The sequence below is a fragment of the Pseudorhodoferax soli genome (genome assembly GCF_003337555.1).
Taxonomy (GTDB): Bacteria; Pseudomonadota; Gammaproteobacteria; order Burkholderiales; family Burkholderiaceae_C; genus Pseudorhodoferax; species Pseudorhodoferax soli.
This window is the reverse complement of sequence record NZ_QPJK01000003.1, coordinates 434,339-446,808: the sequence shown is the minus strand read 5'-3', so window position 1 is coordinate 446,808 and position 12,470 is coordinate 434,339. Positions and strand designations below refer to the sequence as shown.

The following is a 12,470-nucleotide window of genomic DNA, read 5'->3' as shown; positions in this document are numbered from 1 at the left end:
CGAGACGACTGGACAAGAAGATGAGCATTTCGACGGAACGCAACAGGGTGCGGCTGGGCTGCATCGCCGACGACTTCACGGGCGCGACCGACCTGGCCAACAACCTGGTGCGCGCGGGTATGCGCGTGGTGCAGACCATCGGCGTGCCGGGCGCTGCGCTGGATGCCCAGGCCGATGCCGTGGTCGTCGCGCTCAAGAGCCGCACCATCGCGCCGGCCGAGGCCGTGGCGCAATCGCTGGCCGCCTTGAAGTGGTTGCAGGAGCAGGGCGCCGAGCAGATCTACTTCAAGTACTGCTCGACCTTCGACAGCACGCCCGAGGGCAACATCGGCCCGGTGACAGACGCGCTGATGCAGGCGCTCGGCACCGACTTCACGGTCGCCACGCCGGCCTTCCCGGACAACAAGCGCACCGTGTTCAAGGGCTACCTGTTCGCAGGCGATGTGTTGCTCAACGAATCGGGCATGCAGGACCATCCGCTGACGCCCATGCGGGACCCCAACCTCGTGCGCGTGCTGCAGGCGCAGACGCAGCACCAGGTCGGGCTGGTGGACTACCAGTCCATCGCCCAGGGCGCGGACGCGGTCCGGGCGCGCTTCGCGGCACTGCGGGCCGAGGGGGTGGGCATCGCCATCGTCGACGCGCTGGCCAATGCCGACCTCGTCACCCTGGGCCAGGCCCTGAAGGGCATGCCGCTCGTCACGGCCGGTTCGGGCGTGGCCATCGGCCTGCCGGCGAACTTCGGCATCGCACCGGATTCGCAGGCCGCTGCGCTGCCGGCGGCCGGCGGCCTGCAGGCCGTGGTCTCGGGCAGTTGCTCGGTCGCCACCAACCGCCAGGTGGCGGAATTCATCGCCACGGGCCGGCCCGCGCTCGCCATCGATCCGCTGCGCATCGCCGAAGGGGCGGATGTGCGCGGCGAGGCGCTGGCCTGGGCGAAGGAGCAGCTCGCGAACCCGCAAGGGGGCCCGGTGCTGGTCTATTCCACCGCCGAGCCGTCTTCGGTGCGTGCCATCCAGGGCCGCCTGGGCGTGGAGAAGGCCGGCGCCATGGTCGAGGAGACCATCGCCGCCATCGCGCGCGGTCTGGTCGAGCTGGGCGTGCGCCAGCTGGTCGTGGCCGGTGGCGAGACTTCGGGCGCCTGCGTGCAGGCGCTGGAGATCGCGCAGATGCGCATCGGCGCGCAGATCGATCCGGGCGTGCCCTGGTGCCACGCACTGAGCCCGGCCGCACCGCAGGGGCTGCACATCACGCTCAAGTCGGGCAACTTCGGCACGCCGGACTTCTTCACCAAGGCCTTCGGCACGCTATGAGCGCGTTCCTGGACGAAGCGACTGCGCGCGCCGAGATCGTGCGCGTGGGCGCCAGCCTGTTCGCGCGCGGCTACGTGCACGCCACGGCCGGCAACATCAGCGTGCGGCTGGCCGACGGCTACCTGATCACGCCGACCGACGCCTGCCTGGGCTTCCTCGATCCGGCGCGCCTGGCGCGGCTCGACGCTGCGGGCCAGCAGACGGCCGGCGACCGCGCCAGCAAGACCATCGTGCTGCACCGGCGCATCTACGAGGCCAGCGCGGCCACCACGCAGCCGGCGCGCTGCATCATCCACACGCACAGCACCCACCTCGTGGCGTGTTCGCTGCGCGACGAGGCGGCCGCCGAACTGCTGCCGCCGATCACGCCGTATTTCGTCATGAAGGTCGGCCGCGTGCCGCACATCGGCTACCGGCGCCCCGGTGCGCCCGAGGCCGCCGAGGCCGTGGCCGAAGCCATCGCCCGGTACCAGCAGGAAGGCCGGCCGGTCCGTGCGGTGATGCTGGCGCGGCTCGGCCCGAACGTCTGGCACGACAGCCCGGCCGCAGCCATGGCCACGCTGGAGGAACTCGAAGAGACGGCGCGGCTCTGGATGCTGACCCGGCCCGGGCCGCTGGGAGACGCGCAGATCGACGAATTGCGGCGCCAGTTCGGCGCCAGTTGGTGAATACACGCCCGTCTAGAATCGCCGGCTGTTTGCAAACCAACCCGGACGAGGAATTCTGAGCATGTACCAAGAAGACAAGGACGACACGCAGCGCGTGGGTCTGTGGATCACCTTCGGCGTCGTGGCCCTGGTGATCATCAGCACGGTCAGCGCCATGGTGGTGCGCCAGCTGCAGAGCATCGACGTGCCCGCACCCGCTGCCGCGGTGGCCGCACCGGCGGCCGTGGTCGTCGTCGAAGAGATCGTGCTGATCGAAGCCCCGCTGGCCGGTGACCTGGCCGCCACGCTGTACTTCGGCACCGCCGAGTCCGCGCTGCCGGCCGAAGCCGCCCCCTTGATCGCCGCCGTGGCCCAGGCCATGGCCGCTGCCCCCGCGCGCAAGCTCGTGCTGTCGGGCTTCCACGACGAGAGCGGCGACGCCGCCAGGAATGCCGAGCTGGCCAAGCAGCGCGCACTGTCGGTCCGCACGGCGCTGGTGGCCTCCGGTGTCGACAAGTCGCGCATCGCGCTGCGCAAGCCCGAGGTGACCACCGGCAGCGGTTCCGACCAGGAAGCGCGCCGCGTGGAGCTGCGCCTGGTGGACTGAGCCCTGCCTGATTGGTTCGAGCCGGGCGATAGCCCGGCTTTTCTTTTGGACCTGCGTGGTCAGCGAAGAGTAGCGGGCTAAAGGCTAGCCCACCAGGGACTGCAAGCTTCGCACTGCACGAGCCAAACTTGGAGAACACGACATTGCGCGGAGCGGGTCCCAGTGCTGGCGAACGAAGTTGCAGAGATGGGCGTTGTACCCTGTTCCAGCCTTGCTGCGGTCGAATGCCGAGACCACCTCTTGGCGAATCAACTGCTCGCGCGACTGGCTCGCAAGATGCAGGACCTCACGCTTTGGGTCGCGCAGTTCATCAGGGCGCGATGCGACCCGCACCTTGGGGATTTTCAGAAACGCGGCCAGCCCCTCGGCATCGGCGAGCAGCCAACTTTCAGCTTCCGTTACAGCTAGTCGTAGCAAAAATCTCTCCGACGCGTGCTTGGGTTTCCAGCGCCGGACCCAGTCCACAGGGCAATGGTGATCAGCGTCCGCCACGCACAGGACCGGATGCACGTGCGCCAGGCCGGCATAGCGCCCAAGATTACCCTGGAGCCTCGTAACGCCTTTTGCATCGACTGGAGGTTGTGCCAGAGTCCACCCGAGCACACGCCGCGTCAAACGCTCACCGAGGGCGCAACATAGAGCGTCCTCGCCGATCACGTAAAGCTGCGTCACACGAAGAGACCCATCTGTTCCACGCCCGTGGGCCGTGTCTTCGGCAACAGCACCTCTGCGGGATTCAATCCGCCCTCCATCGCATCCAATTCCGCGCGATCAGGCGCTCGCGCGACTGAGCCATTGGCGCCGGGCTCCAGCAACAACACCGAACTAGGATCCTGCACTGCCCCGATCAGGTTGTCGCTGTGCGTACTCACCACGACCTGACGCAGAAACGCCCCCTTCTTGCGCCCGCGCAGTACCCGGTCGATCATCAAAGGGATGTACTCGACGATGGCGTCGTTCAGCGAAAGCTCCGGTTCTTCCAGCAGCAGCATGCCGTCGCCCTCCTGCAGCGACCACAGCAAGCCGATAAGACGCAAGGTGCCATCTGAAAACTGGTCCTCCCGCTGCCAGGCGCCGTGCTCACGCCAGTGTCGGAAGCGGGCTTCCAAATGGGGTGCACCGGTGGCTTCATCCTTTGAAAACCGCATCTCGGAGAACTGGGGCACTGCTACTTCCAATGCCTTGCGGATACGTTCCAGCCTTGCCGCTTGTGTCTTCGCCGGTGTTCGGGCAATCCGTTGCAACAAACCCTGGCCGAAAGGGTCGCTTTCAACCAACCTGCCCGCGATCTCGTCGCTGTGCTTGAGCAATTGCGGAACGAGGTGCAAATAGGTGGTTGCAGAAAAGAATTCCGCCAGACCTCGAAACTCTGCGTTGTTGTTGATCTGCTCCAAGTGCGTCTGCGTCAGGCGTACCGGGTCAAGGTCATCGCCTCGGTCTGGCCGTTGCAGCACCCGTTTTCCATCCCGGAACACTTCCTCGCGGGTGATCAGCACACGTTGCTGCCCTTTTCCTTCGGACTTGAACGCAAGCGCGTAGCGCCAACGGGGGACCGTGTCGCCTGGGTCATCGGAAAGTTCGACCTCGATGCTGACTTCGGGGTCACGGCGCGCATGCAAGCTGCGCAATTTGGCAAGATTTCCGCGCTCTTTCAGAGCCTTCTGCAAGCCGCCGCCATCTGCTTGCGCAATGGTGCGAAGGAACCGAAACACGTCGAGGAGATTGGACTTCCCAGCGGCATTCGCGCCGATCACATAACTGCGCGCAGACAGCGAGATGTCCGCATCGCGGAAGTTGCGCCAGTTTTTCAAGATCAAACGGGTGATCAGCACAGCCATTCTCCATTGGTGACAGGCCAGCTGAACGGGCCGTCGATGTCGTTGATCATAAGCACGGGCATTTGGGCCGCGCTTCAAAGGCTGAGTCTGGGCGGCCACAGCTTCGTCTATCGACCCACTGCGTCATGAAGATGACATGCAGCGTTCATAACATTTCCTCACATTTGAGGATGCGCTGTCCATGTCCGCTGCTGCCGAGTACCTGACCGATTCCCGCCCACGCTTTCGCCAGCCCAGTGCCGCCGACCTGTGCACGGCGGTGCCGGCCATGACCACCGACGAGACCAACGAGAAGGTCATGGAGATGTTTAACCGGCACCGCGACCTGGTCAGCCTGCCGGTGGTGGAGGGGGGCCGGCCGATCGGCCTCATCAACCGCAGCATCTTCCTGTCGCAGATGAGCAAGCAGTTCCGCATGGAGCTGTACGGGCGCAAGAGCTGCATCGCCTTCATGGACAAGGAGCCGCTCATCGTCGAGTCCGCGATGGACATCGACACGCTGACCTTCAAGACCGTGGAGCATGGTGAGAAGGCGCTGTCCGACGGCTTCATCATCACCGAGGGCGGCGCCTTCCTGGGCGTGGGCAACGGGCTGCAGCTCATGCGCGTGGTGGCGGACATGCAGGCCTCGCGCAACCGCCAGATCATGCACAGCATCGAGTACGCGAGCGTGATCCAGCAGTCCACGCTGCGCAGCTCGCGCGAGGCGCTGGCGCGCGTTTGCCCTTCGGCCGACCTCGTCTGGGAGCCGCGCGACGTGGTGGGCGGCGACTTCTACCAGTTCAGCGAAGGCGAGGGCGGCTGGTTCGGCGCCGTGGCCGATTGCACCGGCCACGGCGTGCCCGGGGCGTTCATGACGCTGATCGCCTCGAGCGCGCTGACACAGGCGCTGGAGCAGCACGGCCCGCGCGACCCGGCGCTGCTGCTCGGCGCCGTCAACCGCAGCATCAAGCAGACGCTGGGCCAGCAGGGCGGCGAGGACGCCACGCCGGGCTCGGACGATGGCATGGACGCGGCCTTCTTCTGGTACGAACCCGCGCAGCGCCACCTGGTGTTCGCAGGGGCGCGGCTGGCGTTGTTCGTGCTGCGCCCGGGCGCCTGCGAGGTGGAACTGGTCGAAGGCCAGCGCAAGGGCGTGGGCTATGTGGACAGCGAGGCCGGATACGCCTGGCACAACCACGCAATCGCGCTCGAGGCTGGCAGCCTGGTGTTCATCACCACCGATGGCCTGATCGACCAGGTGGGCGGCCCGCGCGCGATCGCCCTGGGCAAGAAGCGCGTGCGCGAAGCCGTGGCCGGCGCGCCCACCCGCACGCCCGCGGCCGTCAACGCCGCGGTGCTCGAGGCGCTGCGCGCCTGGCAGGGCGAACACCACCGCCGCGACGACCTGACCTTCTTCAGCTTCACCGCCTGAAAGCCGCCATGCCCGCCAACGCCATCGCCGACAAGTACGGCTCCTTCTTCCACCTGGCGCGCGAGCACCAGGTCATCTTCTACTACATGGGCTACTTCTCGCAGCACATCGTGGCGGCCATGGCCGACGCGGTGAAGCTGCAGCTGGAAGTCACCGGCGTGGCCGGGCCGACGCGGCGCAAGCTGTTCTCCTGCTTCATCGAGATGGCGCAGAACATCGTGCACTACTCGGCCGACGCGCTGACCTCGCCGACCCAGCGCGAGGGCGAAGTGCGCCACGGCGCGGTCTGCATCCGGCGCGAGAACGACGGCAGCTTCCTGCTGCTGTGCGCCAACCCGGTCGAGGCCCGCATCGCCGAGGAGCTGCGCGGCAAGCTCGAGGCGCTGCGCAGCATGACGCTGGACGAAATCAAGCTGGCCTACCGCAAGACGCTGCGCGAGGAGACGCCCGAGGGCAGCAAGGGCGCGGGCATCGGCCTGTTGACGGTCGCACGCGATGCGCGCGAACCGCTGCAGTTCGACTTCGACGCGGCCGGCGGCGTGCCGGTCTTCTACCTCAAGGCGGCCATCTGAGAAGCTGCGAACAGACACGAGATCACGCATGGACAACTTCTACATCGCCCCGACGCCCAGCTCGCCCGAGGTGGACTTCCGCTTCGACCAGCACCAGTTGCACCTGCGCGGCGAGTCCTATCCCGAGAACGCCGCCGCCTTCTACGGCCAGGTCGTCGCGCAACTGAAGGCCTACCTGGCAGAGCAGGACGGGCGCCAGATCGCCGTGCACATCGCACTGGCCTACTTCAACAGTTCCAGCACCAAGATGCTGTTCAACCTGATCGAGGCGCTGGACGATGCCGTGGAGGCCGGCAACCAGGTGGCGCTGCACTGGTACCACGACGCCGAGGACGACACCATCCTCGAGTTCGGCGAGGAACTGCGCGACGACTTCCCCGCCATCGCCTTCACCAGCCATCCCGTGGGGCCCGCCTGAATGGACGCGCTCGGCGAGGCGCCCGACCTGTTCGAGGCCGAACACCGCGCGCTGCTGGCCGCGCGCGCGGCCCATGCCGGCGGCCCGGACGGCGCGCACGCGGCGCTGGGCGAGCTGCTCGCCGCCTACGAGCGCCTGCTGCGCGAGACACGCCGGCTGGTGCGCCGCAGCGACCGCGCCGAGCTGGAGATGACCCAGCTGAACCAGCGCCTGCAGGACCTGGCCGGCGAACTGCAGTACCGCGCCACGCACGATCCGCTGACCGGCGTGCTGAACCGCGCCGCCATCATCGAGCGCGTGAACCAGCTGTTCGCGCGCGGCGGCCTCACGCTGATCGTGCTGGACATCGACCATTTCAAGCGCGTCAACGACAGCTTCGGCCATCCCATGGGCGACAAGGTCATCCTGGGCGTGGTGGCCTGCCTGAAACAGGCGCTACCGGCGCAAGGCCTGCTCGGGCGCGTCGGCGGCGAGGAGTTCACGCTGCTGCTGCCGCGCGACGACCCCGAGGCCGCCGAGGCCGTGGCCCAGCGTGCCCGCCGCGCCATCGAGTCCCATGCCTTCGGCCTGCCCGACGGCAGCCGCGTGACGGCCAGCTTCGGCGTCAGCTGCCTGGCCCGCGGTGCCAGCTTCGATGCGGCCTACGGCCAGGCCGACGAGGCGCTCTACGCCGCCAAGCGGGGCGGGCGCAACTGCGTGGCGCATGCCAGCGGCGACCTGCAACTCCACGATTGACATGCCTGGACTCGCATCAGCGCCGGCCTGGCCCGGCGCGATCCAGGCCGCGGCTGCGGCGCGCGAGTGGCGCGTGCTCGTGGTCGACGGCGACGAAGACGTGCACGCCGCCGCCCAGGCCGGGCTGCAGGGCCTGGTGCTGTTCGGCGCCGCCGTGACGCTGTTGCAGGCGCGCACCGAAGCGCAGGCCCGCGCCGTCCTGCGCCAGGAGCGCGACCTGGCCGTGCTGCTGCTGGGCGTGGACGCGCCGCCGCACACCGACTTCGGCCTCGTGGAGTTCCTGCGCGAAGGCCTGGCCCTGCGGCACACGCGCGTCGTGCTGCGCACCGAGCAGCCCGATCCGGCGCTGGAGCAGCTGCTGCGCCACGACATCGCCGACTGCCGCAGCAAGGCAGAACTTGCGCCGGCGCGCCTGCAGGCGACCGTGGCGGCGGCGCTGCGCGCCTACGAGCAGCTGTGCAACACCGAAGCCAGCCGGCGCAGCCTGGAGCGCATCGTGCAGTCCGGCACCGCGCTGCTGGAGCAGACCAACCTGCATGCCTTCGCCGGCGCCGTGGTCACGCAGCTGGCTGCGGTGCTGGATGTTCCAGAAGAAGGCCTGGTCTGCCTGCGCGATGCCGGCGCTGCCGCCAGCGGCACGGGCCAGGTGCTGGCCGCGGCCGGCCGCTTCGCCGGCCTGGCCGGCCAGGCACTGGAGGGCCTGCCCGCCAGCCGCGCCGTGCAGCTGCTGCGGCGCGCGCTGGTGCAGGGCGGCAACGTCTATGGCGAGCAGGGCGGCGTGGCGCTCTACCTGGGCCGCCGCGACGGGCAGGACATGGCCGTCTACGTCCAGGCGCCGCGCCTGCGCAGCACGGCCGACCGCCAGCTGCTGGACGTGTTCTGCACCAACCTGCGCACGCTGCGGCACAACCGCGGCCTGCTCGAGAGGCTGCACCGTTCGGCCTACTTCGACACCCTGGTCGGCCTGCCCAACCGCGCGCATTTCATCGAGAAGGTGGACGCCTGCGCGCGCCGCGGCGTGCGCAACCACATCCTGGCGCTGCTGGACATCGACGACTTCAGCGCTGCCAACGACGTGATGGGCCACCGCTTCGGCGACCGCCTGCTGGCGGCCGTGGCGCGGCGGCTGGCCGAGGCCGTGCCGCCTGGCGTGCTGCTGGCGCGCGTGGGCCCGGACACCTTCGGCGCACTCGGCACGACCGACCAGGTGGTGCCGCAGCGCCTGCTGGAATGCGTGCGCCAGCCGGTGCTGGTGGACGGCGTGCCACACAAGGTCATGCTGACCTGCGGCCACGTGCTGCTGCCCCCGGTGGCGCAGGCCGGTGCCGACCTGGTCAAGGACGCCACCATCGCGCTCAAGCGCGCCAAGCGCGACCACCGCGGCCAGGACCTGCGCTACGCCGAGCAGATGGGGGCCGAGGCGCGCGACCGCGCGTTGCTGCTGTCCGAGCTGCGCGCCGCCATCGACGATGCGCGGCTGTACCTGGTCTACCAGCCGCAGCGCGAGCTGCGCACCCAGGCGCTGGTGGGCCTGGAGGCGCTGCTGCGCTGGCGCACCGAGGACGGCCGGCTGATCCCGCCGGACCGGTTCATTCCCGTGGCCGAGCACTCCGGGCTGATCGTGCCGCTGGGCCAGTGGGTGCTGGCCACGGCCTGCGCCACCATGCGCGAGATGCTCGACCTGGGCTGCGCGCCGCGGCACATGGCGGTCAACGTCTCGGTCGCGCAGCTGCGCGACCCCGGCTTCTTCGAGACCGTGCGCGGCGCGCTGGCCGCCAACGGCCTGCAGGGCCACCACCTGGAACTGGAGATCACCGAATCGGTGGCCGTGCTGCCCACGCAGCTGCTGGAGTCCACGCTGTCGGCGCTGCGCGCCGAGGGCATCACGATCGCGATCGACGACTTCGGCACCGGCTACTCCTCGCTGAGCTACCTGGAGCGGCTGCCGCTGGACCGCATCAAGATCGACCGCGGCTTCGTGCGCCAGCTGCGCGAGGCCCAGGGCGCGCGCATCGCCGAGACCGTCACGCAGCTGGGCCGCAAGCTGGGCCTGCAGGTGCTGGCCGAGGGCATCGAGGACGCGGCCACCTGGCAGGCGCTGGTGGACATGGGCTGCCACGAAGGGCAAGGTTTCTACATCGCCGCACCGATGGAGCGCAGTGCCTTGCTGGACTGGCTGCGCTGCCCGGCCCTGGCCTGAGCCATGCCCCTGCGCCGGCCGAGATTCTCGCGGCCTGCCGGGGTCGCGGTGCTGTAATCGTTGGATGGTCGATGCAGGATTCGGAACGCGCGAGACGCCGGGCGCGCGGCTGCTGGTGGTCGGCGGCGGCGTCGCGGGGCTGGAGATCGCCACGGTGCTCGGGCGGCGCTGGCGCAACCGGCCCGGCGCGCCCACGGTCACGCTGCTGGACCGCGACGCGGCCCATGTCTGGAAGCCCATGCTGCACACCATCGCGGCCGGCACGCGCGACATCGCCCAGCAGCAGACCACCTACGTGGCGCAGGCGCGCGATGCGGGCTTCGTCTACCAGCCGGGCGCCTTGAGCGGCCTGGACCGCGCGCGCCGCGTGGTGCAGGTGGCGCCGCTGCACGCCGAGGACGGCCGCTTGCTGGTGCCGGCGCGCGAACTCCCCTACGAACTGCTGGTGCTGGCCTTGGGCAGCCAGGCCAACGACTTCGGCACGCCGGGCGTGGCCGCGCATTGCCATGCCATCGATTCGCGGCTGCAGGCCGACGCCTTCTGCCGCGAAGTACGCCTGCGCATGCTGCAGTGCGTGGCCATGGCGCAGCCCCTGTCCATCGCCATCGTGGGCGGCGGCGCCACGGGCGTGGAGCTGGCGGCCGAACTCGTGCAGCTGACCGAGACCGCCGAGGCCTATGGCGCAAGCGGCCTGGCGGAGCGGCTCACCATCACGCTGCTGGAGGCCGGGCCGCGGCTGCTGGCCGCGTTCCCGCAGGACATCTCGGCCGCCACGCAGCAGCGCCTGCAGTCCCTGGGCGTGCGCGTGCGCACCGGCACCCAGGTCAAGGCCGCGCGTGCCGAGGGCCTGGAGCTGGCGGACGGCAGCCTGCTGGCGGCCACGCTGCAGGTCTGGGCGGCAGGCGTCAAGGGGCCTGCGGTGCTGGCCACGCTGGACGGACTGGAAACCAGCCGCAGCCAGCAGCTGCTGGTCCGCCCCTCGCTGCAGACCACGCGCGACGAGGCCATCTATGCCGTCGGCGACTGCGCCAGCCTGACCTTGCCGGGCAGCGAACGGCCGCTTCCGCCCACCGCGCAGGTCGCGCACCAGCAGGCCCGCCACCTGGTGCGCTACCTGCCCGACGTGCTGGCGGCGGGCCGCACGGTGCCGCCGTTCCGCTTCCGCGATTTCGGCGCGCTGGTCTCGCTGGCCGACTACGACGCCTTCGGCTCGCTGGGCCGGTTCGGCTTCTTCGACGGCGGCATCATCCGCGGCCGGCTTGCGCAGCTGAGCCACGCCATGCTGTACCGCAGCCACCAGGCGCGGCTGCACGGCTTCTGGCGCGGCGGCCTGCTGTGGCTGGTCGACCGCATCCAGGCGCGCGTGCGCCCGCCGATCCGCCTGGACTGAGCCGGCGCCGGCCGTCCGGCAGCGGCCATTGCGTGCAGCCGGTCAGAGGGGGGCCAGCACCTCCTGGGCATGGCGCGCCGCGATCCACTCCTCGTTGGTCGGCACCACCGCCACGCGCACCGCGCTGGCGGGGGCCGAGATCAGCCCGGCATGGCGTGCGTTGGCCGCGTCGTCCAGCGCCACGCCCAGCCAGCCCAGCGCGGCGCAGATGCGCTGGCGCAGCACCACGCTGTGCTCGCCGACGCCGGCCGTGAAGACCAGCAGGTCCAGCCCGCCGAGCGCGGCGGCCATGGAGCCGATCTCGCGCACCGCGCGGCGAACGTACAGGGCCAGTGCCAGCGCGGCGCGCGGCGCGTCGGCCTCGCAGGCCAGCAGCTCGCGCGGATCGGCCGAAATGCCCGAGACGCCCAGCAGGCCCGACTCGTGGTACAGCACCCGGCCCACCTGCTGCAGCGTGAGCTTCTCGATCTCCATGAGGTAGAGCACGGCGCCGGGATCCAGCGCGCCGGTGCGCGTGCCCATCATGAGGCCGTCCAGCGCGGAGAAGCCCATGGTGGTCGCCACGCTCTTCAGGTCCAGCATGCCGCACAGGCTGGCACCGCTGCCCAGGTGGGCGACCACGGTGCGGCCGCGTGCACCGGCGCCGAAGCGCTCGTCCAACGCGAGCGCCATGTACTCGTACGACAGCCCGTGGAAGCCGTAGCGGCGCAGGCCGCGCTCGAAGGCCGCGTAGGGCAGGGGCAGCACCTGCTCCACCAGCGGCAGGCTGCGGTGGAAGGCCGTGTCGAAGCAGGCCACCTGGGGCAGGTCGGGCTGCTCGCGCAGCAGGATCTCCATGGCCTCCAGCGCGAACGGCTGGTGCAGCGGCGCCAGCGGCACCAGGGCCTTGAGCTCGGCCAGCACCTGGGCGTCCACGCGCACCGGGGCCTGGTAGCGGGCGCCGCCGTGCACCACACGGTGGGCCACGGCGGCCACGGGCCGGCCATCCAGCCAGCGCAGGATTTCCTCGCGGATGCGCTGCAGCGCCCGGGTGTAGGGCTGCTCCGTGCCCAGCGCGAGGGGGCCCACCGGCACGGTGCTGGCGCCGAAGTCGGGCGCCGGGCCGCCGATGCCCTGGACCTTGCCGTTCCAGGCGGGATGGCGGTCCGGCGCGGCGGCGTCGAAGAGTGCGAACTTGATGCTCGACGAGCCGCAGTTCAGCACGACGGTGAAGGATGTCATGGAGGTGCTCCGCAAAGGCCGGGCCGGCGTTGCACGCATGCGCCGCCAGCCCCGGTGGGCTGCTGGCATTCTGCCCGCCACGCGAGGGCACGCCCCGGCCCGTGCACGGCGGCGG

At 70.0% G+C, this 12,470-nt stretch carries 12 protein-coding genes; 9 read left to right on the top strand and 3 right to left on the bottom strand.

What is annotated here, in order from left to right:
* Positions 1 to 20 precede the first annotated feature (20 nt).
* The 3 genes from otnK to DES41_RS13710 all read left to right on the top strand — a co-directional run bounded on the left by otnK (position 21) and on the right by DES41_RS13710 (position 2,567).
* The gene (gene otnK, locus DES41_RS13720) at positions 21 to 1,313 is read left to right on the top strand and encodes a 3-oxo-tetronate kinase (RefSeq protein ID WP_114468200.1); all 1,293 of its coding nucleotides are present in this window, start codon (positions 21 to 23) and stop codon (positions 1,311 to 1,313) included.
* 8 nt (positions 1,314 to 1,321) lie between these two features.
* Entirely contained in the window at positions 1,322 to 1,981 is a 660-nt protein-coding gene (locus tag DES41_RS13715) for a class II aldolase/adducin family protein (RefSeq protein WP_114468421.1), read from the top strand.
* A 61-nt stretch (positions 1,982 to 2,042) separates the two neighbouring features.
* Positions 2,043 to 2,567, top strand: a complete 525-nt coding sequence (locus tag DES41_RS13710) for an OmpA family protein (RefSeq protein ID WP_114468199.1) — start codon at positions 2,043 to 2,045, stop codon at positions 2,565 to 2,567.
* A gap of 84 nt (positions 2,568 to 2,651) precedes the next feature.
* Here the strand turns inward: DES41_RS13710 and DES41_RS37765 are convergent, their stop codons facing one another.
* Positions 2,652 to 3,077 carry a hypothetical protein gene (locus DES41_RS37765; RefSeq protein ID WP_211332972.1) on the bottom strand — a complete coding sequence of 142 codons (426 nt, stop codon included), beginning with the start codon at positions 3,075 to 3,077 and terminating at the stop codon, positions 2,652 to 2,654.
* 158 nt (positions 3,078 to 3,235) lie between these two features.
* Positions 3,236 to 4,399 carry an AAA family ATPase gene (locus DES41_RS13705; protein WP_114468420.1) on the bottom strand — a complete coding sequence of 388 codons (1,164 nt, stop codon included), beginning with the start codon at positions 4,397 to 4,399 and terminating at the stop codon, positions 3,236 to 3,238.
* 187 nt (positions 4,400 to 4,586) lie between these two features.
* On the opposite strand from DES41_RS13705, the gene DES41_RS13700 reads away from it, so the two are divergent.
* The 6 genes from DES41_RS13700 to DES41_RS13675 all read left to right on the top strand — a co-directional run bounded on the left by DES41_RS13700 (position 4,587) and on the right by DES41_RS13675 (position 11,134).
* Positions 4,587 to 5,819 carry a SpoIIE family protein phosphatase gene (locus DES41_RS13700; protein ID WP_114468198.1) on the top strand — a complete coding sequence of 411 codons (1,233 nt, stop codon included), beginning with the start codon at positions 4,587 to 4,589 and terminating at the stop codon, positions 5,817 to 5,819.
* Positions 5,820 to 5,827: 8 nt separating this feature from the next.
* Positions 5,828 to 6,391: a SiaB family protein kinase gene (locus DES41_RS13695; RefSeq protein ID WP_114468197.1), complete on the top strand. Its 564-nt coding sequence runs from the start codon at positions 5,828 to 5,830 to the stop codon at positions 6,389 to 6,391.
* Positions 6,392 to 6,419: 28 nt separating this feature from the next.
* Positions 6,420 to 6,809, top strand: coding sequence for a DUF1987 domain-containing protein (locus DES41_RS13690; protein WP_114468196.1), 390 nt, complete (start codon positions 6,420 to 6,422; stop codon positions 6,807 to 6,809).
* Entirely contained in the window at positions 6,810 to 7,544 is a 735-nt protein-coding gene (locus DES41_RS13685) for a GGDEF domain-containing protein (protein WP_114468195.1), read from the top strand. It begins immediately after the preceding gene.
* A gap of 1 nt (position 7,545) precedes the next feature.
* On the top strand, positions 7,546 to 9,744 hold the full coding sequence (locus DES41_RS13680) for a putative bifunctional diguanylate cyclase/phosphodiesterase (protein ID WP_245965690.1): 2,199 nt from the start codon (positions 7,546 to 7,548) through the stop codon (positions 9,742 to 9,744).
* 64 nt (positions 9,745 to 9,808) lie between these two features.
* On the top strand, positions 9,809 to 11,134 hold the full coding sequence (locus DES41_RS13675; protein WP_114468193.1) for an NAD(P)/FAD-dependent oxidoreductase: 1,326 nt from the start codon (positions 9,809 to 9,811) through the stop codon (positions 11,132 to 11,134).
* A gap of 42 nt (positions 11,135 to 11,176) precedes the next feature.
* Here the strand turns inward: DES41_RS13675 and DES41_RS13670 are convergent, their stop codons facing one another.
* Positions 11,177 to 12,355: an acetate/propionate family kinase gene (locus tag DES41_RS13670; RefSeq protein WP_114468192.1), complete on the bottom strand. Its 1,179-nt coding sequence runs from the start codon at positions 12,353 to 12,355 to the stop codon at positions 11,177 to 11,179.
* Between the last annotated feature and the right edge of the window lie 115 nt (positions 12,356 to 12,470).

Bases quoted from the DNA above. Each gene is read 5' to 3' on its own strand.
- otnK (WP_114468200.1), top strand. From the start codon at position 21: ATGAGCATTTCGACGGAACGCAACAGGGTGCGGCTGGGCTGCATCGCC.
- DES41_RS13710 (WP_114468199.1), top strand. From the start codon at position 2,043: ATGTACCAAGAAGACAAGGACGACACGCAGCGCGTGGGTCTGTGGATC.
- DES41_RS13700 (WP_114468198.1), top strand. From the start codon at position 4,587: ATGTCCGCTGCTGCCGAGTACCTGACCGATTCCCGCCCACGCTTTCGC.
- DES41_RS13695 (WP_114468197.1), top strand. From the start codon at position 5,828: ATGCCCGCCAACGCCATCGCCGACAAGTACGGCTCCTTCTTCCACCTG.
- DES41_RS13690 (WP_114468196.1), top strand. From the start codon at position 6,420: ATGGACAACTTCTACATCGCCCCGACGCCCAGCTCGCCCGAGGTGGAC.
- DES41_RS13685 (WP_114468195.1), top strand. From the start codon at position 6,810: ATGGACGCGCTCGGCGAGGCGCCCGACCTGTTCGAGGCCGAACACCGC.
- DES41_RS13680 (WP_245965690.1), top strand. From the start codon at position 7,546: ATGCCTGGACTCGCATCAGCGCCGGCCTGGCCCGGCGCGATCCAGGCC.
- DES41_RS13675 (WP_114468193.1), top strand. From the start codon at position 9,809: ATGGTCGATGCAGGATTCGGAACGCGCGAGACGCCGGGCGCGCGGCTG.
- DES41_RS13670 (WP_114468192.1), bottom strand. From the start codon at position 12,355: ATGACATCCTTCACCGTCGTGCTGAACTGCGGCTCGTCGAGCATCAAG.